15 protein-coding genes are annotated in these 19,483 nt (G+C 66.3%); 2 read left to right on the top strand and 13 right to left on the bottom strand.

Annotation, left to right across the window (positions count from 1 at the left end; translation table 11 throughout):
- Positions 1-139: 139 nt before the first annotated feature.
- Positions 140-1,819, bottom strand: coding sequence for a chloride channel protein (locus tag J1C49_RS07920; RefSeq protein ID WP_370639386.1), 1,680 nt, complete (start codon positions 1,817-1,819; stop codon positions 140-142).
- Positions 1,820-1,903: 84 nt separating this feature from the next.
- Here J1C49_RS07920 and J1C49_RS07915 point away from each other — a divergent pair, with 84 nt between their 5' ends.
- The gene (locus tag J1C49_RS07915) at positions 1,904-3,277 is read left to right on the top strand and encodes an FAD-binding oxidoreductase (protein WP_227445277.1); all 1,374 of its coding nucleotides are present in this window, start codon (positions 1,904-1,906) and stop codon (positions 3,275-3,277) included.
- 258 nt (positions 3,278-3,535) lie between these two features.
- On the opposite strand, the gene recN is transcribed toward J1C49_RS07915, so the two are convergent.
- From recN to J1C49_RS07860, 11 genes are all read right to left on the bottom strand, one after another.
- Positions 3,536-5,191 (bottom strand): DNA repair protein RecN, encoded by a 1,656-nt coding sequence (recN, locus tag J1C49_RS07910; protein WP_227445276.1) that lies wholly within the window; start codon positions 5,189-5,191, stop codon positions 3,536-3,538.
- 39 nt (positions 5,192-5,230) lie between these two features.
- Positions 5,231-6,085: an outer membrane protein assembly factor BamD gene (locus tag J1C49_RS07905; protein WP_227445275.1), complete on the bottom strand. Its 855-nt coding sequence runs from the start codon at positions 6,083-6,085 to the stop codon at positions 5,231-5,233.
- Positions 6,086-6,219: 134 nt separating this feature from the next.
- On the bottom strand, positions 6,220-7,140 hold the full coding sequence (lpxC, locus tag J1C49_RS07900; RefSeq protein WP_227445274.1) for a UDP-3-O-acyl-N-acetylglucosamine deacetylase: 921 nt from the start codon (positions 7,138-7,140) through the stop codon (positions 6,220-6,222).
- 245 nt (positions 7,141-7,385) lie between these two features.
- Positions 7,386-9,065 (bottom strand): cell division protein FtsZ, encoded by a 1,680-nt coding sequence (gene ftsZ / locus J1C49_RS07895; RefSeq protein WP_227445273.1) that lies wholly within the window; start codon positions 9,063-9,065, stop codon positions 7,386-7,388.
- A gap of 289 nt (positions 9,066-9,354) precedes the next feature.
- Positions 9,355-10,683 (bottom strand): cell division protein FtsA, encoded by a 1,329-nt coding sequence (gene ftsA, locus J1C49_RS07890; protein WP_227445272.1) that lies wholly within the window; start codon positions 10,681-10,683, stop codon positions 9,355-9,357.
- The gene (locus tag J1C49_RS07885; protein WP_227445271.1) at positions 10,680-11,579 is read right to left on the bottom strand and encodes a cell division protein FtsQ/DivIB; all 900 of its coding nucleotides are present in this window, start codon (positions 11,577-11,579) and stop codon (positions 10,680-10,682) included. The genes ftsA and J1C49_RS07885 overlap by 4 nt, the downstream gene beginning before the upstream one ends.
- Positions 11,567-12,496 (bottom strand): D-alanine--D-alanine ligase, encoded by a 930-nt coding sequence (locus tag J1C49_RS07880; RefSeq protein ID WP_227445270.1) that lies wholly within the window; start codon positions 12,494-12,496, stop codon positions 11,567-11,569. The genes J1C49_RS07885 and J1C49_RS07880 overlap by 13 nt, the downstream gene beginning before the upstream one ends.
- Before the next feature lie 175 nt (positions 12,497-12,671).
- The gene (murB, locus tag J1C49_RS07875) at positions 12,672-13,598 is read right to left on the bottom strand and encodes a UDP-N-acetylmuramate dehydrogenase (protein WP_227445269.1); all 927 of its coding nucleotides are present in this window, start codon (positions 13,596-13,598) and stop codon (positions 12,672-12,674) included.
- A gap of 252 nt (positions 13,599-13,850) precedes the next feature.
- On the bottom strand, positions 13,851-14,102 hold the full coding sequence (locus J1C49_RS07870; RefSeq protein ID WP_227445268.1) for a DUF2484 family protein: 252 nt from the start codon (positions 14,100-14,102) through the stop codon (positions 13,851-13,853).
- Positions 14,087-14,374 (bottom strand): DUF2484 family protein, encoded by a 288-nt coding sequence (locus J1C49_RS07865; protein ID WP_227445267.1) that lies wholly within the window; start codon positions 14,372-14,374, stop codon positions 14,087-14,089. The genes J1C49_RS07870 and J1C49_RS07865 overlap by 16 nt, the downstream gene beginning before the upstream one ends.
- 45 nt (positions 14,375-14,419) lie before the next feature.
- Complete coding sequence (locus tag J1C49_RS07860) at positions 14,420-16,870, bottom strand: ATP-dependent helicase (protein WP_227445266.1); 2,451 nt, start codon at positions 16,868-16,870, stop codon at positions 14,420-14,422.
- 242 nt (positions 16,871-17,112) lie between these two features.
- Between J1C49_RS07860 and J1C49_RS07855 the strand changes: the two genes are divergently transcribed.
- On the top strand, positions 17,113-18,270 hold the full coding sequence (locus tag J1C49_RS07855) for an alpha-hydroxy acid oxidase (RefSeq protein WP_227445265.1): 1,158 nt from the start codon (positions 17,113-17,115) through the stop codon (positions 18,268-18,270).
- Positions 18,271-18,726: 456 nt separating this feature from the next.
- Here J1C49_RS07855 and J1C49_RS07850 read toward each other — a convergent pair whose 3' ends face one another.
- Entirely contained in the window at positions 18,727-19,122 is a 396-nt protein-coding gene (locus J1C49_RS07850; protein ID WP_227445264.1) for a hypothetical protein, read from the bottom strand.
- Positions 19,123-19,483: the final 361 nt, after the last annotated feature.

The following is a 19,483-nucleotide window of genomic DNA, read 5'->3' as shown; positions in this document are numbered from 1 at the left end:
CGCGCCGGCGCGGGGCAGATGACGGACCGGGGCGCTGCCCCGGACCCCGGGATATTTGCAGCCCAAAGAAACAGCGGGACGGCAGAGCGGCGGAACGGCGGGACGGCAGAGCGGCGGAACGGCGCAGCGGATCAGCGGATCAGGAATGCTCTTCAGCCGCGGTGGCGGCGAGCGCGCGGTTATAGGCCTTGAGCGCATCCACGTGGAACAGCGCGCCCTGCAGGATCGGCACTTGGGCACCGTCCTGTTCCTCCATGGTGACCACCGGCAGGAAGGCAACGCCGGATCTTTCGAAACGTGGCAGCGCCGTTTCGAGGGTCGCCGTCGCCAGCAGGAAAAGCCCCTGTTCGATCATTTCATGGCACGCGGCCTCATCGGCGGCACCGGGGTCCTGCGGTTTGCGCATCACGCCCTGAACGCGGAACATGGCAAGAAGATAGGCTTGCGGGCCGGCGGCCAGATGCACGTTGCGGCGTTCCAGCTGGGTGAGAAAGAACGAGCGGTCCACCAGCCGCGACGCGACGGCGGTCGACATCGAGACGGAGATCATCACCGCTAGGCCGGTTTGCCAGTCGCCGGTCAGTTCGAACACGATGAGCGTGGTTGAGATCGGCGCGCCCAGCACGGCGGCGGCCACCGCCCCCATACCCGCCAGGGCATAGAGCGTGAAGGCGCCAGAGTGGTCCGGGAAGAACCCGGTCGCGATCAGTCCGAAGGCCAGCCCGGTCATGGCGCCGACCATGAGCGAGGGCGAAAAGATCCCGCCCCCCATCCGGCCCGCCATGGTAATGGCGACAGCCGCCACCTTGATCACGGTGAAGACAATCGCTTCGTGCAGCAACAGATCTCCGGTCAGCGCCCGCGAGGTCGTCTCGTAGCCCACCCCCATGATATGCGGGTAGAACACCGCGATGCCACCAAGCAGCAACCCCGCCACCGAGGGCCGCAGCCAACGCGGCAAGCCCAGCCTGTTTTGCAGATCGGTTTCCAGATCATCCGCCCAGAACACCGTGCGCATCATGATCACCGCCACGAGACCGCAAACCAGCCCCATCAGGAAGAAGGCAGGGAGCTCGATATAGAATTCGACCACCGTGGTTCCCGGCAGCAGGAATTCCGTCACATCGCCATAGAACAACCGGTTGATCACCGTCCCCGCAGCACTTGCCACCACGATCGGCGCAAAGGCGTGCAGTGCGAAGTGGCGCAGCACCACCTCGAGCGCAAAGAGCGCACCGGCAATGGGCGCGTTGAAACTCGCCGAGACCGCCGCCGCCACGGCGCAGCCCAGAAGATCGCGCCCGGTGATCCCATCGACGCGGAGCGCGTTGGCAACCCAGGTGGAAATCAGCGCCGCGATATGCACCACCGGGCCTTCCCGGCCCGTCGATCCCCCCGTGGACAGGGTGATCCAGGAACTCAGCGCGGAGGCCAGACCGGCCTTGGTTTCCACCCGTCCGTCATTGAGCGCAGCCCCCTCGATCACATCCGCCACCGACCGCACCCGTCCGTCATCGGTCAGCCAGTGCAGCACGATCCCCACGGCCATGCCGCCGAAGGCGGGGATCAGCAGCAGCCAATACCACGGCAAGGTGGCCGCGAAGCTGTGCAGCGAGGCGGCATTGGGCGAGCCGTAGACGAAGCCCTGCAGCGCTTCGACCGCCGCGCGGAAGCCGATGGCTGCAAAGCCCGCGGCGATCCCGATCCCGAGCGCGATAAACCAGAACTGGATCTGCCCCGGCCCCTTGTGGCGCAACAGGTCCCACCCGCGGGCGCAATGCGACGCCGCGCTGCGGATTTCCTTGGTCAGAAGGCTCAGCAAAGGCGGGTCCTCCGATACCGCGGGCTATCGCGTCCAGCCGCGCTTGGATAAGCTGGCCCGGGTGATTCAAGGAATACCATCATGGCCATAGCGGATGCGATCGGGGATCTGTCTTCCCTGTTAGGCGAACGGGTCAGCCGTTCCAAGCCTGTTCTTGAGGCGCATGGTCGCTCGGAGACACATTTTCCGCTCACACCGCCCGACGCGGTCGTCTGGCCGGACAATACGCAGGAGGTCGCGCACATCATGCGGATCTGTGCCGCCCATGACTGTCCGGTGATCGGCTGGGGTGCGGGCACCTCGCTCGAAGGCCAGGGGCTGGCCGTGCGCGGCGGCGTGGTGGTGGACTTTTCGCGTATGAACGCGGTGCTCGATATCCGGCAAGCGGATATGGATGTGACGGTGCAGCCGGGCGTCACCCGCGAGGCGCTGAACGAGACACTCCGCGCCACGGGGCTGTTCTTTCCCGTCGATCCTGGCGCCAATGCCAGCATCGGGGGCATGGCGATGACGCGGGCTTCCGGCACGACCACCGTGCGTTACGGCACCATGCGCGACAATGTCATCGGGCTCGAAGTCGTTCTGGCCGACGGGCGGATCATCGAAACCGGAAGCCGCGCGCGCAAATCAGCCGCGGGCTACGATCTGACCGGTCTCATGGTTGGCTCCGAAGGCACGCTCGGCCTGGTGACGCGGCTGACCTTGCGGCTGCACGGCTTGCCGGAGGCGGTGCATGCCGGGATCTGCGCCTTCCCGGATATGGGATCGGCCGTGGCCGCGGTCACCGAAACGATCCAGATGGGGCTTCCCGCCGCGCGGCTGGAATTTGTCGATGCGGCCACGGCGCGGGCCTTCAACGCGTATGCCGGCGCTCGGATGCGGGATGCACCGCACCTGTTGGTGGAGTTTCATGGATCAACCGCCGGGGCGGCGGAAGATGCCGAGCGCTTTGCCGAGATCGCAGAGGATCACGGCGCCCTCGGGCTCGAGATGGCCAGTCGCGCGGAAGACCGCCGCGCGCTCTGGGCCATGCGGCACAATGCCTATTACGCCATTCTGAATGCCCGGCCGGGCGCCCGCGCATTGGTCACCGACATTTGCGTGCCGATCTCGGCCCTGCCCGAGGCGGTGGAGGCCACACAGCGCGACATTTCGGCATCGTCGATTCCCGGCCCGATCGCGGGCCATGTGGGCGACGGCAATTTCCACGCCATCCTGCTTGTCGATCCCAACGATCCGGGGGAGTTGGAAGAAGCGAAGCGGCTCTCCCACAGGATGACCGAACGGGCCTTGGCGCTTGGTGGAACCTGCACCGGTGAGCATGGCGTCGGCATGGGCAAGCTGACCTTCATGCAGGCCGAACATGGCGATGGATGGGCGGTCATGAGCACGATCAAGCGCGCGCTCGATCCGCAGAATCTGCTCAATCCGGGCAAGCTGGTGGCGTCAAACTGACACTTAGGGCGGTGGGCAGGACGGGCGCGCCGCGTTTGCGTGGGCGTCGGTGGGACAGGCGGGTTGTGTCAGGCGCGTCGTGGTCAGGCGGATGTCGATGGGGCGCGCCGCGTTTGGGTGGGCGTCGATCGGCGGGCCGTGGGACGCGCACGAAACCGCGAAACTCTCCCCGCGCCACGCCCCTCGCACGGACCGGCGCCTGGCCTGCGCGGGCCGCTCCGGCGCGAAACTTCGGCGCTTCGGCGCGCCGCAAACGCCCTATCCGGTGAGCAACGCCCGGGCTGCCGCGCGGGCTTCCTGCGTGATGGTATCGCCAGACAGCATCCGCGCGATTTCGCCTTCGCGGTCGCGCGCGTCCAGCGGAACCACGGTCGATGTGGTCACGTCATCGCTGACGCGCTTCTCCACCCGCCAGTGATGGCCGCCGCGCGCGGCGACCTGCGGCGAATGGGTGACAACCAGAACCTGCCCACCGCTGGCCAGCGCCTGCAAACGCCGGCCCACGGCATCAGCGGTCGCGCCGCCAACACCACGGTCGATCTCGTCGAAAATGAGCGTGGCGCCGCTTTGTTTCTCGCCGGTCAGACAGACCTTGAGCGCCAGCAGGAACCGGCTCAGCTCCCCCCCGGAGGCGATCTTGTCAAGTGGCCCTGAGGGCGCACCGGGATTCGTCGCTACGGTGAATTGCACCGCATCCCCGCCCTCCGGGCCGGGCGGTGCGGGCTCAACCTGTGTCGCAAAAACCGCGCGGCCCATTTTCAGCGGCTCAAGCTCGGCCGCCACCGCCGCATCGAGCCGGGCCGCCGCCGCCTGTCGCGCCGCGCGCAACGCCGCAGCGGCGGTGTCATAGGCTCTCGAAGCCTCGGACAATGCGCGTTCGAGGCCGTCGATCTGCCCTGCCCCCGCATCGAGCGCCGCAAGCCGCGCCGACAGCGATTCCGCCAGTTCCGGCAACTCGTCAGGGGCGACCTGATGCTTGCGCGCCAGACCGCGGATCGCAAAAAGCCGCTCTTCCGCATCTTCGAGATCGGCCGGGTTGAAGCGCATGTCGTCAAGACAATCCGCCACCCCGCGCGCCGCGTCGTCGAGCTCGGCCAAGGCGCGGGTCAGCGCGGCAATCGGCGCATCCAACCGGCCCTCCGCCGGGCCTGCCGCACCTTCGAGCCAGCGCAGCGCATTGGCCATGGCGCCTTCGGCCCCGTCATACCCCAGGGCGCTGGATGCCTGCGCGATATCCTCGCGGATCTTCTCGGCGGCCTGCATGGTGCGGCGCGCGGTATCGAGCGCGGCCTCCTCGCCCGGTTCCGGTGCAAGCTTGGTCAGCTCGGCAACCGCGTGGCGCAGGAAATCCTCTTCTTCGCGGATTGCCGCCAGCGCTTGCCGCGCCTGATCCAGCACCTTCTGTGCCTCGACGCGCGCGCGCCACGCCTGTCGGCAGGCGGCGCGCTCCGCATCCAGCGCGCCATAGGCATCGAGGATCGCGCGGTGGCCACGCGGGTCCAGCAAGCCGCGATCGTCATGTTGCCCATGCAGCTCAACCAACGTCGCAGAGAGCTGCCGCAACACCTCGCCAGAGACCCGCCGGTCATTCACCCACCCGGTCTTGCGCCCCTCGGAGGTGTTGACCCGGCGCAAGATCAGCTCCGGGCCCTCATCGGGCAACCCCGCCTGCGCGAGGATCGCGCGCGCCGGATGGTCCGGTCCCAGATCGAAGACCGCCGTGACCTCTCCCTGAGGCGCCCCCGCACGCACCAGCTCGGCGCGCCCGCGCCACCCCAGCACAAACCCCAGGCTGTCGAGCAGGATCGACTTCCCGGCCCCGGTTTCGCCGGTCAACACGTTGAGACCCGGCTGAAAGGCCAGGTCGAGGTGATCAATGATCAGGATATCGCGAATTTCAAGCGCACGCAGCATGGACAGTGTCCGCAGGACGGGGAGCAGCCCCGTCGTTTCCTAGAGCCACTCGCCGCGAACCATCTGACGATAGACCGCGCCCAGCCAGTTGCCTTCGAAGACTTTCGGCTCCAGCCCCTGTCCGGTCAGCAGGGCATAGCTGTCTTCGTACCAATCGGTCGACTGATAGTTATACCCCAGAACCGCGCCCGCGGTCTGGGCCTCTTCGATCAGGCCCAGCGACAGATAGCCCTCGACCAGACGATGCAGGGCCTCTGCGGTGTGCGTCGTGGTCTGGAAATCTTCCACCACCACGCGGAACCGGTTGATGGCCGCACCGTAGTGATCGCGCTTGAGGTAGTAGCGGCCGATCTCCATTTCCTTGCCGGCCAGATGGTCGAAGGCGAGATCGAACTTGAGAATCGCGGACCGGGCATACTCGCTGTCGGGGTAGCGCTCGATCACCGTGCGCAGCGATTGCAGCGCCTGGAAGGTCAGCCCCTGATCGCGCCCGACCAGCTCGATCTGGTCGTAATAGCTCAGCGCCAGGAGATATTGCGCATAGGCCGCGTCGTCATCGGCGGGATAGAAATCGATAAAACGCTGCGAGGCGGCGCGCGCGTTCTCGTAATCCTTGTCCTGATGATAGGCAAAGGCCTGCATGATCAGCGCGCGCTTGGCCAGTTCCGAGTAGGGATAGAGCCGCTCCACCTCACCGAAATAAAACGCCGCGGCCTCTTCGTTGGAGCGGTTGAGCTCGAACTCGCCACGCTCGAAGATCTGTTCCGCGGTGAACGTCTCCAACGGAGCGCCGCCCGGGCCGGTGTCCCGGCGCTGCAACTCGCTGCACCCCGCCAGCACGAACGCCGCGGTTGCTGCGAGTATCATGGGTGTGCGCAAAAAGCCCCCAGCCATGCGTGACAATCCTCTGGCAATCATTCTCTCCCGCCACAGTGCTGCGGCGGTGTCACAGACGGTCCTAGCATAGATAATTCCGGTGCAAAACGTCAAAGCGCGCCCTGCGTGCAGACGATCCCGGAGCCGTGATTTCAGGCGACAGCCGGAATTTCATGGCTCTCGACGCCTGCACCCGGCAAACGCCCCGCCATGGCCTCGTCACACAGCACGACGCGGAACGCATCGGGCTGGGCGAAGAGCGCGCGCAACAGCGCATTTGTCATCGCGTGGCCGGCCTTGTGGCCTTCATAATGACCGAGGATCGGCGCACCTGCGAGCGCCAGATCGCCCAACGCGTCCAGCATCTTGTGGCGCACGGCCTCGTCCCGATGGCGCAGACCGCCCGGGCTCAGAACCCGGTCGCCATCGACCACAACCGCGTTCTCGTAGGTGCCGCCAAGAGCCTTTCCCGCCGCGCGCATCGCGTCGATATCCGCCGAGCGGCAGAAAGTGCGGCTGTCGCAGAGTTCACGGACAAACGCGCCATTGGCGAGGTTCAGCCGCTTGTGCTGCACCCCGATTGCGGCGTCATCAAACTCGATATGGAAGGTCATCGCCGTGCCACGCCACGGGCTCAGCCGCGCCCAGCCCGCCTCGGTCTTCACGGTGACGGGCTTGAGGATCTCGATCGCGCGAACCGGCGCCACGAGGCGACGCGTGCCACGGGTCAGGATACCGCGCACGAAGGGCGCGGAGGACCCATCGAGGATCGGGCATTCCGGCCCGTCGATTTCGATCAGCGCGTTGTGCACGCCGCACCCGGCCAAAGCGGCCATCACATGTTCGATGGTGGAGACGGAGACCCCCGCCCGGTTCACGATACGGGTGCACAGCGGGGAGCTTTCGACCGCGTCCCAGCGGGCCGGGACAAGTGTGTCGCCCACGTGGATGTCGGTGCGCTTGAACCAGATGCCGTGCTCGGCGGATGCCGGACGGATCGTCAACCGCGCTGGCGCGCCGGAATGCAGGCCTTCGCCCAGAAAGGTGATCGCGGATCGGATGGTCGTTTGCACTGGCCTGTCCCCTTGGCGGGCCCGCGAACGCAATGCGGGTCTTTTTCTTCTTGCCAAAGGATCTAAGGGACCGGGCACGATGGCTCAAATCAAAGATTGTAACCGGATGAAACATCCTCGCCGATGCCGCAGGCGGAACTTCGCCCAAACATAAAAAAGCAGGGGCAAGCCCCTGCTTTAATTCGATAAAACGAAACCATCCACAGGCCCGTTTCCTCGCTATTTGAAGCGGAATTCCGCGTCGCTCAGTTGGCCTGACGGCGCAGGAACGCGGGAATTTCGATCTTGTCCTGCTCCGGATCCGTGTCTTCAACCGGGGCCGGCTGATGCGCCTGAACCGGTGGTTGACGCCGTGCGGCGGTGGCTTCGGCTTTGCCGCTCCCCGTCATCTTGCCCAGCAGGGTGTTCACGGTGAACCGGCCCTTTTCGGGGCTCGCCGGGGCTGCGGGCGCAGCGGGGCGGCGCGGTTCGGAGGCTGCGGTGGCCTCGGCTTCGCGAGCCTTGGCCGACGCCGCGCGCATCCGTGCAATCGCCTCGGCATTGGTGCGGGCAGGCGCGGCTGCCGCCGGCGCCGGGGCGCGCGGTGCCACATAGGCTTCCGGATCCGCATCCGCGTCGATGCTGTCGCCGCGGGACTGATATTCGGCGGCGCGCGCCTGATAGGCCGGTTCCGGAAGACGATCCTCCGTGTCCTGAGCCTGCTGCGCGCGGTCATAGAAGCTGTCGGCGGGCACATCGCGTTCGGCGGCGTTCATTCCCTCGAAAAGCGTCGGCTCTTCCGCGGCGGCGGCCACGGGCGCGGCCCGTGTTTCGTACTCTTCCTCGTATTGCGGCTCCTGCGGCTCGGCGACCCGTGCGACAACGGCCTCCGGCTGCGGCTCCGGCTCGGCCGCGGCAACCGTCGGCTGGAGCGGCTCACGCAGCGACCGGCGCGGCAGCGGCGTTTCGGCGTTGGACACCGCGGCGTCAATGCCGGTTGCGACGACGGAGACCCGCATCGTGCCCGCCATGCCATCGTCCAGCGTGGAGCCGACGATGATGTTGGCGTCCTGATCCACCTCTTCGCGGATCCGGTTGGCCGCCTCGTCGAGTTCGAACAGCGTCAGGTCGTGACCGCCGGTGATATTGATGAGCACCCCCTTGGCACCCTTGAGGCTGATTTCATCGAGCAGCGGGTTGGCAATCGCCTTCTCGGCGGCTTGGGTCGCGCGATCTTCGCCCTCGCCCTCGCCTGTGCCCATCATGGCCTTGCCCATCTCGTCCATCACGGCGCGCACATCGGCAAAATCGAGGTTGATCAGGCCGGGGCGCACCATCAGGTCGGTCACGCCTTTGACGCCCTGGTAAAGCACGTCATCCGCCATGGAGAACGCCTCGGTGAAGGTCGTCTTCTCATTGGCGAGACGGAACAGGTTCTGGTTCGGGATGATGATCAGCGTGTCGACCACCTTTTGCAGGCTTTCCACGCCGTCTTCGGCCTGACGCATCCGCTTGATGCCTTCAAACTGGAACGGCTTGGTCACAACGCCCACCGTCAGCACGCCAAGCTCCCGCGCGGCCTGCGCGATGATCGGCGCCGCGCCGGTGCCGGTGCCGCCGCCCATACCGGCGGTGATGAAGCACATATGCGCGCCGGCAAGGTAGTCGACGATCTGCTCGATGCTCTCTTCGGCAGCGGCGGCGCCGACAGAGGCCCGCGCCCCGGCGCCAAGCCCTTCGGTCACCTTCACACCAAGCTGCACGCGGCTTTCCGCATGGCTTTGCTGGAGCGCTTGGGCATCGGTGTTGGCAACGACGAAATCCACGCCGTCGAGCTGTTTCTCGATCATGTTGTTGACCGCGTTACCGCCCGCGCCGCCAACACCAAAGACGGTGATACGAGGCTTGAGGTCGTCCTGTCCGGGCATCGATAGGTTGAGTGTCATCGCGTGTGTCCGCCTGTGTTGTTGCAAGCCGCGTATCCGGCCTTTTTTCGTCCCATTGGTCTCAATTCTTACAGACTCATGGGTGGATCGTCACCCAAAAAACACAAATTTACCGCAAAATATGGGCGAAACCTTGCCAATAGACGCTGTATTTCAGGGTATGGCGCACATATCGCGGGTTTTTGGGCCACGACCCATAGGGCGACCCGCGGGCCGCCACCATTCCGGAAGAATCACACGCCTTCGCGCAGGCCGCATCGCCCCGGCCCGTCAAGGCCGAAGCGCGGGCTCACCAGTTGTCGCGGAACCACTGCACCGCGCGCTTGAAGCTGCGCGCGGGGTAGCGGTCCACCGGAAGATCGAAATCCCACCATTCGTCCTGCGGGTGGGCGGCGAAGAGGCACAGGCCCACAGCGCTGGCAAATCCCGGCCCCGTCGCGGCCTGCGGCAAGCCATGCACGCGCAGCGGGCGGCCAAGGCGCACCTGCTGGCCGAGGATCTTGGTGGCCAGCCCGTCAAGGCCGGGAATCTGGCTTGCGCCGCCGGTCAGCACGATCTGGCGCGACGGCAGGTGATCGAACCCCGCCACGTCGAGCCGCGCGCGCACCTCTTCGAGGATCTCCTCGACGCGCGGGCGCATGATCCCGATCAGTTCCGCGCGCGACACCGTGCGGCGGTCGTGTTCCCAATCGCCGGTCTCGCCGCCGATCTCGATCATCTCGCGGTCGTCCATGCCTGTGGCGACAACGCCGCCGTAAAAGGTCTTGATCCGCTCCGCTGTCGCCATCGGAACCTGAAGCCCCATGGAGATATCCTGCGTGACATGATCGCCGCCCATGCGCACGCTGTCGGCATAGATCATGTGTTTCTTGATGAAGATCGAAAGCCCCGTGGCCCCGCCGCCCATGTCGATGCAGGCCGCGCCCAGCTCCTGTTCGTCCTCCACCAGCGCGGAGATGCCCGACACGTAGGACGACGACGCGATCCCCGCGAGTTCAAGGTCACAACGCCGCACCGCATAGGCGAGGTTCTGGATCGCCTGCCCGTCCACCGTCAGCATATGCATGTCACAGCTCAGCTCGTGGCCGATCTGGCCGCGCGGATCAATCAACCCGGAGCGGTGATCGAGCGCAAAATTCACCGGCTGCGCGTGCAGCACTTCGCGCCCGGCCCCGAAATCCGGCACGTCGCAGGCCGACAGCACGCGCGCCACATCCTGTTCGTCCACCGTGACGCCCGCGATCTCCACCTGCCCGGCCAGCCCGTAGGACGCGGGCTGCGCGCCGGAGAAACAGGCAATCACGTGGTCGACCCGGATCCCGGCCATCTTTTGCGCCGCCTGCACGGCGGTGCGCACCGCGCGTTCGGTCTCGCCCATCGCGGTGATTTCGCCAAACTGCACCCCGCGCGAGCGTGTGGTGGCCGCGCCGATGACCCGGAACCCGGACTGCCCCGCAAGGCTGCCCACCCCATCCTCAGCCGGATCGGTCCCGTCAAACCGCAACACCAGACAGGCAATCTTGGAACTGCCGACATCCAGAATTGCAATCACACCGCGCTGCATTGCTGCCTTGCGCATGTTGCGCATCGCCCGCTGCGACTCATAGAGCTCGATCATGGGTTTGGGTCTCCGCCAGCCTCAATTTTTTTGAATTTTCTGAATTCCGCCGCCGCTTCTGCGGTCATCCGGAACGTGGTGCGATGCGGCAAACGCAGGTCCACCGCAACGATATCGCGATCCAGCAGGGTCATGGTCGGGATCTGCTGCATGGCAATGGCCCGCTCAAACGCCAGCACCGGCTCCTCTTCGGGCAGCATGATGCGCTGATCGCGGTCCAGAACCACGTCCCAGCGCCGCGCGCCCATACGCTCAAAGCCGCGCAACCGGTCCATGATCGGCTGCGCCGCTGCGTATAAGGCAAGCGCCTCATCGACAACCTTCTCCGCCCCCTCCCCGGCAATCACCGGCAGGGTTGCATATTCGGCCCGCGACCCGGCCCAGGCCGCGCGCACGCCATCGGCATCGAGCACAGACAGGCCCGCGTCGCTGCGCCAGAGCACCGCGGGCACCCGCTCGGTCACGTCGACCTGCAACACACCGCCCTGCTTGATGCGCAGATCCGCGCTGCGGACCGGGTCGAGTTCGATCACGGCCTGTTGCATGGTCTCGAGATCCAGATCGAAGCTCGACACCGGAAAGCCCACTGGCAGCGTCGCGCGGATCGCTTCGGCGACCTGGGGCGACGCCCCGTCAATGGCCATCAGCTTGACCTGAAACTCGGGCCGGCTTTCGAACTGCGCCCGGACATCGGCCACCATGAGGTTGAACGCGGTGCGGTTTTCCTCGACCGAGGCCCACCATGTCACCGCGCCAAATCCAAGCGCGCACGGCACCCCGACGCGCATTGCAAAGCGAAAGAGCGGTGTGAGCATCAGCCGCTCGATGCGGTATTTCGCACGGCTCACGGACGGATCGAGCCGCGCCATTTCCGGATCCCGTCTCACCTGTCGCATGACGCATCCTCCACCATCCAGCGGCACAGCTCAGGAAAGCTGATGCCCTTGGCCTGCGCCTGCTCCGGAACAAGCGATGTGGGCGTCATGCCCGGCTGGGTGTTGGTCTCCAGAAGGATCAGCCCGTCGGACCCGCGTGCCTCGTCCCAGCGGAAATCCGTCCGCGTCACGCCCCGGCAACCAAGCGCCTCATGGGCACGCAGCGCGTAATCCTCGCACAGCGCGGCAATCTCTTCGGGGATCTGCGCCGGGCAGACATGGCGCGAGCCGCCCGGCTTGTATTTCGCATCGTAATCATACCAGCCGTCGGTGAGGATGTCGGTCACCCCCAGCGTGCGGGCCGGCCCAAGCGGGCCTGCGCCCAGCACCGAGGTGGTCAGTTCGCGACCGGGCGCAAAGGCTTCGACCATCACCGTTTCCGGCATCGCGTCCGACAGGATCGGCGGCGCGTCGCCCGCATGCACGAGATAGACGCCGACGGAGGAGCCTTCGTTATAGGGCTTGACCACGTAGGGCGGGGCCATCACGTGCCCTGCGGCAACTTCTGCACGGGTCGCAAGGCGGCTCGCCGCCACCGGCAACCCTTCGGCGCGGTAGATGTCCTTGGTGCGCTCCTTGTCCATGGCCAGCGCCGAGGCCATCACGCCGGAATGCGTGTAAGGCAGCCGCAGCCATTCCAACAGGCCCTGCACGCAGCCATCTTCGCCCCAACGGCCATGCAACCCGTTGAACACGACATCCGCGCCGATCTCGACCAGTCGCTGCGCGAGATCCGCGCCCGCGTCCAGTTCGATCACCTGAAAGCCATCTTCCCGCAACGCGGCGGCGCATTCCGCACCGGAACTCAGGGACACTTCGCGCTCTGACGAAGGACCACCCTTGATCACCACCACCGTTCGGGATGCCCTGCTCGACATGCCCAATCCGCCTCAATCTGCCTGCATCGCACGGAGCCAATCGGCTCGCCAATCGCGGTGCGTCACTCCGGTTTTCCCGGTTTTGTCAGGGGTTTGCCCCTGTTTCTTGTGCAACCTGCCTCGGTCACGCCGGTCCGGCCCTGTTGCGCCATCCCGGAATGGGCGTTTGCCGCCCTTATTCTGGCGCCGGTTTGCCGACGCGCATGATTTCCCACTGTAACTCTATTCCGGAGTGTTCGAAAACCCTTTTTCGCACCAGCTCGCCCAATGATTCGAGATCCTTGGCCGTGGCTGCCCCGGTATTGACCAGAAAGTTCGGATGTTTGGGGGACATCTGCGCGCCACCGAGGGTCGCCCCGCGCAGGCCGGCCGCGTCGATGACCGACCACGCCTTGAGCTCGTGGGTGTCATCGTCCGCCCCGGTCGAGGAATGGCCCACAGGGTTGCGGAAGGTCGAGCCGGCGGTGCGGTCCTTGGTGGGCTGGGTCTCGTCGCGCTTGGCCAGCTGCGCGGCCATCCGCGCCTCGAGAGCGGCAGGGTCGCCCGATCCTCCCTCGAACACCGCCTCGACCAGCACGCTGCCGGGCTCCAGATCGGTCTGACGGTAGCGGAAATTGAGGTCGCGCGCGCCCAGCACAACGGTCTCTCCCGCCCGGGTGATCGCCGTGGCCTCGACAAAGTGATCGGCCACGTAGGATCCATAGCAGCCCGCGTTCATGCGCAGGGCACCGCCGATGGCGCCCGGGATGGTGCGCAGGAACGTCAGGTCCACGCCGGCTTCCGCCGCGCGGCGCGCCACATGCGCATCCAGCGCCGCGGCCCCGGCCCGCACCCGGTTGCCCTCGACCTCGATATGATTGAAGCCGCGCCCGAGGCGGATCACGACGCCGGGCAAGCCGCCGTCCCGCACGATGAGGTTGGAGCCGACACCCATCGGGAATACGGGCACGTCCCGGTCCAGCGCCCGCAGGAATTCGGCAAGATCCGCGCGGTCCGCAGGCTGGAACAACCATTCCGCCGGCCCGCCCACGCGCAGCCATGTCAGATCGTTCAAGGGGCGGTCGGGCGTCAGTCGGCCCCGGGGGTCAGGCATGGTGGTCATGGCGCGGGGTTAGCGCGATGCCGCCAGCGGTGCAAGCCTGCCGCAGCCGCGCCGGTTCAGGTCCGGCGGGTCCGGCGATCCGGCGGAGCATGGGCGCCGAACCCAGGCAGCGATTTCAGGCCGACCGCGGCGCGCGCCCATGCCCATCATGCTTGCCTATGGGGGCGCTGCCCCCAAACCCCCGGAGTATTGCCGGACAGAAGAAACCAAAGGCGTCTCCCCGAGGGCGCGTTTGCGGGGGTATCGGCGCGCTTACCCGCGGGACAGCATGCGTTTGATCCAGGCAAAGAGGTATCGCACGGGCCAGCGCAGCACGCTCATTCCAGCGGCGAGAAAGAAACAGGCGATCAGCCAACCGGACTCGATCCCGATCCAGAGAAAGATCGGCACTCCCACTGCGATCAACACATAGGCGCGGCTCCAGTGATTGTCCTTCGACGGGATCATCGCCAGCACATTGGCAATCAAAAGCCACAGGAATCCGGCAATCACCGATAATGCCATGGCCCCTGTCCTCCTGGCCGGTCAGATGTGGCGGGGCGCTTTCCACGCAGGCGCCGCCAGAGAAAACGCAACGGATTGCGGTAAAGCGACAAGAAGGCGGTGGCGGCCACCGCCGCCCAGATCCAACCATGCTCCCAGCCGATCCAGAGGATCAGCACGGGTCCCAGCCCAAGCAGGATTACCCCCGGCTTGTATTGCGCGGCGATGGGCAGGAGCGCCACCCCTGTCGATGCCAGAACCCACAGAGCCCCTGCGATCAGCGATCCGCTCATTGATCGGGCCTCGCGCCGCCCGGGACCCTGTCTGGCGGGCTTGAGTCAGAACGGCACATCATCCGCCGCCATGATGAACCGCGCCACCACTTTCTTGCTGCCGGCCTTTTCGAAATCGATCTCCAGCTTGTCGCCTTCGATGCCCGTGATCGCGCCGTAGCCGAATTTCTGGTGAAACACCCGTTCGCCCACCGTGTAAGCGCTGACCGCGTCGAGATCGATGATCTGGTTGCGCGTTTCCTTCGGTTGGCTGAGGCTGCGCGCGCCGCCGCGCGCCTGAAGCCGCCGCCATCCCGGCGAGTTGTAGACATTGGCCTCCGCTGCGCGGTCGTGAAGGTCGCTGGCGGCCTCCGCCATGGCCGCGGGCGAGGCCGATGCCGCCATTCCGGCCGCGCCATAGGCCCCTCCGTAGAGACCCGGCGGCGTGAGCACATCCACATGGGCCTCGGGGAGTTCGTCGATGAAGCGACTGGGCATCGCGCTCTGCCATTGCCCGAATATCCGCCGGTTGCCCGCAAAACTGATCGTGCAGAGTTCCTCGGCGCGGGTGATGCCCACATAGGCCAGCCGCCGTTCCTCTTCGAGCCCCTTCAGCCCCTGCTCGTCCATCGAGCGCTGCGACGGAAACAGCCCGTCTTCCCAGCCGGGCAGGAACACGGCGGGAAACTCCAGCCCCTTTGCCGCGTGAAGCGTCATGATCGAGACCTTTGCGCCGCCGTCATCGCTGTCATTGTCCATCACGAGGCTGACATGTTCCAGAAAGCCTTGCAGGTTCTCGAAGCCTTCCAACGCCTTGACCAGTTCCTTGAGGTTTTCCAGCCGCCCGGGCGCTTCGGGCGTCTTGTCGTTTTGCCACATGGCGGTGTAGCCGCTCTCGTCGAGGACGATCTCGGCGAGCTCCATGTGGCTGATCTCCGGCTTGCCCTCCTCGATCCGCTCCGGCGCGCCATCATCGACCACCGCATCGGGATCCTCGACCACGCGCAGCGGCCCGCGCGCCATCTTTGCCCAGCGCGCCAGCGCCACCACAAGCTCACCCAGCGCCTTGCCGCCCTTGCCCTTGATCGCGCCCGCTTCGACGGCCAGCGCCGCGCCCTCGACCAAGGATACGCCGTTTTCCCGTGCGATACGCTGGATCGTCTGCTGCGCCTTGTCGCCCAGCCCCCGCTTGGGCGTGTTCACCACCCGTTCGAAGGCCAGATCGTCATCGGGCGAGACCACCAGCCGGAAATAGGCCATCGCGTCACGGATCTCCATCCGCTCGTAGAATCGCGGCCCCCCGATCACCCGGTATGGCAGGCCGATGGTCAGGAACCGGTCCTCGAACGCGCGCATCTGGTGGCTCGCGCGCACGAGGATCGCCATCTCGTCGAGCGAATAGGCCCGCATGCCGCGCGTGCCGCCCTGCATGGCCTCGATCTCCTCGCCGACCCAGCGCGCCTCCTCGTCACCATCCCAATGGCCGATGAGCCGCACTTTCTCGCCGCCTTCCGCCGCCGTCCAGAGCGTCTTGCCGAGCCGATCGCTGTTGCCCGCAATCACCCCCGAGGCGGCCGCAAGAATATGCTCCGTCGAGCGGTAATTCTGCTCCAGCCGCACCACATGCGCGCCCGGAAAGTCCTTCTCGAACCGCAGGATATTGCCCACTTCGGCGCCCCGCCAGCCATAGATCGACTGGTCGTCATCGCCGACGCAACAGATGTTCTTGTGCCCCGATGCCAGCAGCCTCAGCCACAGGTACTGCGCCACGTTCGTGTCCTGATACTCATCCACGAGGATGTATCGGAACCACCGCTGGTATTGCTGGAGCACATCATCATGGGTCTGGAAGATCTGCACCATATGCAACAGCAGGTCGCCGAAATCGACCGCGTTCAGCTCCCTGAGCCGCGCCTGGTATTCCGCGTAAAGCCTCGGACCTGCGTGGTTATACGCCCCTGCATCCGCCGCCGGAATGCTCTCGGGCGTGATCGCGCGGTTCTTCCAGCCATCGATGATCGAGGCCAGCTGCCGCGCGGGCCAGCGCTTGTCATCGATGCCCGCCGCCTGCACCAACTGCTTGAGCAGCCGCAGCTGGTCGTCGCTGTCCAGAATGGTGAAATTCGACTTCAGATCGACCAGCTCCGCATGGCGACGCAACAGCTTGACGCAGATCGAATGGAACGTGCCGAGCCAAGGCATCCCCTCCACTGACTGGCCGAGCATCCCGCTTACCCGAACCTTCATCTCGCGCGCCGCCTTGTTGGTGAAGGTCACCGCAAGGATCTCGTTCGGCCGCGCCCGGCCGGTCTGCAACAGATGTACGATCCGCGTGGTCAACGCCTTGGTCTTTCCGGTGCCCGCCCCGGCCAGCATCAAAACCGGCCCGTCGGCAATCTCCACCGCCTCGCGCTGCGCGGGGTTCAACCCGTCCAGGTAAGGCTTGGGCCGCGCGGCCATCGCTCGGGCGGCCAGTGACGCGCCCTCGAAGGCATCCATGTCATCGAAACTGCTCATGGCCGACACAGTAGCGCAAAGCCACGGCGAGGAAAAGCACACGTTCGCGCAATGTTCCGCCGAAATGCATCGCTGCCCGCCCGGCGCCCATCCACCTGACCACGCGCGCTGCGCACGTGCCATCCAGGGAACCGCGCCCCGGCTTCTTTGGGCCAGAAATATCCCGGGGGTTTGGGGGCAGCGCCCCCAACAGATCCCCAATCGCATCCCCGATCTGGACAATCCCGCGCATCCGCATCCAAATGAGCCGCATGGATCTCGATGCCCGCTTCCCGTCCCTGCCGCACCTGCGCGCCCGCGCGCGTCAACGCCTGCCACGCTTTGTCTGGGACTATCTCGACAGCGGCACCGGCGCGGAAACAGCCCGGCACCGCATCCGCGCCGCACTCGACGCGGTGCTGTTCCAACCGGCCATCCTGACCGGCGAGCCCGCGCCGGACCTCAGCACCGAGGTCCTGGGAACCCGCTGGAGCGCCCCCTTCGGCGTGGCGCCGGTGGGCATGTCAGGGCTGATCTGGCCCGATGCCGAACGCCTTCTTGCATCCGCCGCCGCCGATGCCGGGATCCCGTACACGCTCTCCACCGTCGCGGCGGCCACGCCGGAACAGGTGGGACCGGCGACGCAGGGCAAGGGCTGGTTCCAGCTTTACTGCCCGCGTGATCCCGCGATCCGCGCCGACATGCTCGCACGCGCACGTGATTCGGGGTTTTCCACGCTGGTGCTCACCGCCGACCTGCCCGCCGCGTCACGGCGCGAACGTCTGCTCGCGTCGGGCCTGACACAGCCGCCACGGCTCACCCCCCGGCTGGCGCTGCAATGCGCGTTGCGTCCGGCATGGTCGCTGGCCCGGCTGCGCCATGGCATGCCCTCGATGAAAACGCTCGAAGCCTATGCCGACAATGCCACCGGCGGCGCCACGGCCCATATCGGCTACCGGCTGCGCGTCTCGCCGGACTGGACCTACCTGGAGGAAACCCGCGCCCTCTGGGACGGCCCTCTCATCGTCAAGGGTGTGCTGCGCGCCGAGGATGCGCCACGACTCGAAGCGGCCGGAATCGACGCGCTCTGGGTCTCGGGCCATGCCGGTCGGCAATTCGATGGCGCGCCCGCTCCGCTGGACTCGTTGCGCAGGATCCGCGCCGCCTGCACCCTGCCCCTGATCTATGACAGCGGCATCGAGGGCGGGCTGGACATTCTGCGCGCCATCGCATTGGGGGCCGATCTGGTGATGCTCGGGCGCGGCTGGCACGACGCGCTCGCAGCGCTCGGAGCCCCCGGCGCGGCGCATCTGGCCAAGATCCTGCGCGCCGATCTCTGCGCCAATCTCGCACAGCTTGGCGCCAACAGACCGGTGGATCTGCGCGGCACCGAGATCCTCGCGCGCGCTTCCGGTCCCTAGGGCAACCGCCCCGTCCCGGCCGCGCGCCGCCCAGATGCGGCTGTCCCCATTCGGTTGCACATGCCCTTTCGCGGCACAGCTGCGGCGACCGCTGCGCGGGCTGCCCCTTTCGCCATCGAGCAGCAACCGCCGCCGCTTCAGGACCCCGTCAATCCGCGGGATCCCTTCCGCGCCGCGGGCGGTCGGTCCAAGCCCCCCCAGGCGCCGTGGCCTCACATCCGCGGGCGTGGCGGCCCATGATCGAGCGGTGCCCTCAAGCCCGTCCGCACGGGCGCAGAGACCGTGCGCACAACCGCGACCACCGACCGATATAAAAAATTCTGCCTGGCGCTGCGGCGAAAAACCGACCGGCCAACGCGGGAAATGCACTCTTTCCCGATTTCAAACGCGAAAGCGTGGGCTCGTCGCGCTGCGCGCCCGAAGGACCGGGACGGGAGCAAAGCACCCGGATCCCGGTCAGAATCCGAAAAGTGGCACCGCGTGATCTGCACGAAACGGCGCGGTCATCCGCCACCGCAGCAGGAAATTCTCGGTCACCGTCAGGTAAGAGACGCCCACCCGGCGCGACACGGATTCGATCTGGAATTGCTGCGCCTCTTCAATGCCATCCGTGTCGATCACCACAACCATCGGCAGCTTGCCGGTGAGTTCCGCCGCAAACAGCGCCTGGTGAAGACTGTCAAAGCTGCTGCGCTTGTTGTCGAACCCGACCTCGACCACATGAGTGTTCGTCTCACAATCCACAATCACATGGCGACGCTCTCCGGCCGCGACATAGGGATGGCGCACCTCCGCCTCGCCTTGCAACAGCAAGGCGCACAGGATTCCCGCAAGTTCGACTTCACCGGCCATTTCCGACTCATACCAAAAGGTTAACAAATCGTAAACGCGGTCGTGAAAAGGTTAACGCGGCCAGGTGCCGTAGGCGCGCTCCACAAACCGGATCGCCAGATCCATCGTCGGGCGTCAGATCGATCGCCGCAGCCGGCATGCCGGGCAGGCACCGGCCGCCTTCCGCGGCACGGGCGCCGCAAGACCGACCGGATAACGGACGCAGCGGGCCGCCTTCCGCGGCGCGGGCGTCGCAAGACGGACCGGAAAACCCACGCGCCGCGCCCCCGTTCGCGCCGGAGGCGCGGCAGGGATTCGCAAACCGGACCGACGGATGCCGCGCAGCGACCGGATGCCACCCGCGCCCCATTGCCCGCCCGGC

The organism is Cognatishimia sp. F0-27 (assembly GCF_020667845.1).
Lineage (GTDB): Bacteria > Pseudomonadota > Alphaproteobacteria > Rhodobacterales > Rhodobacteraceae > JAFMPQ01.
Note: the sequence above shows the minus strand (reverse complement) of the source record. Positions and strands in the feature narration are given on the sequence as shown.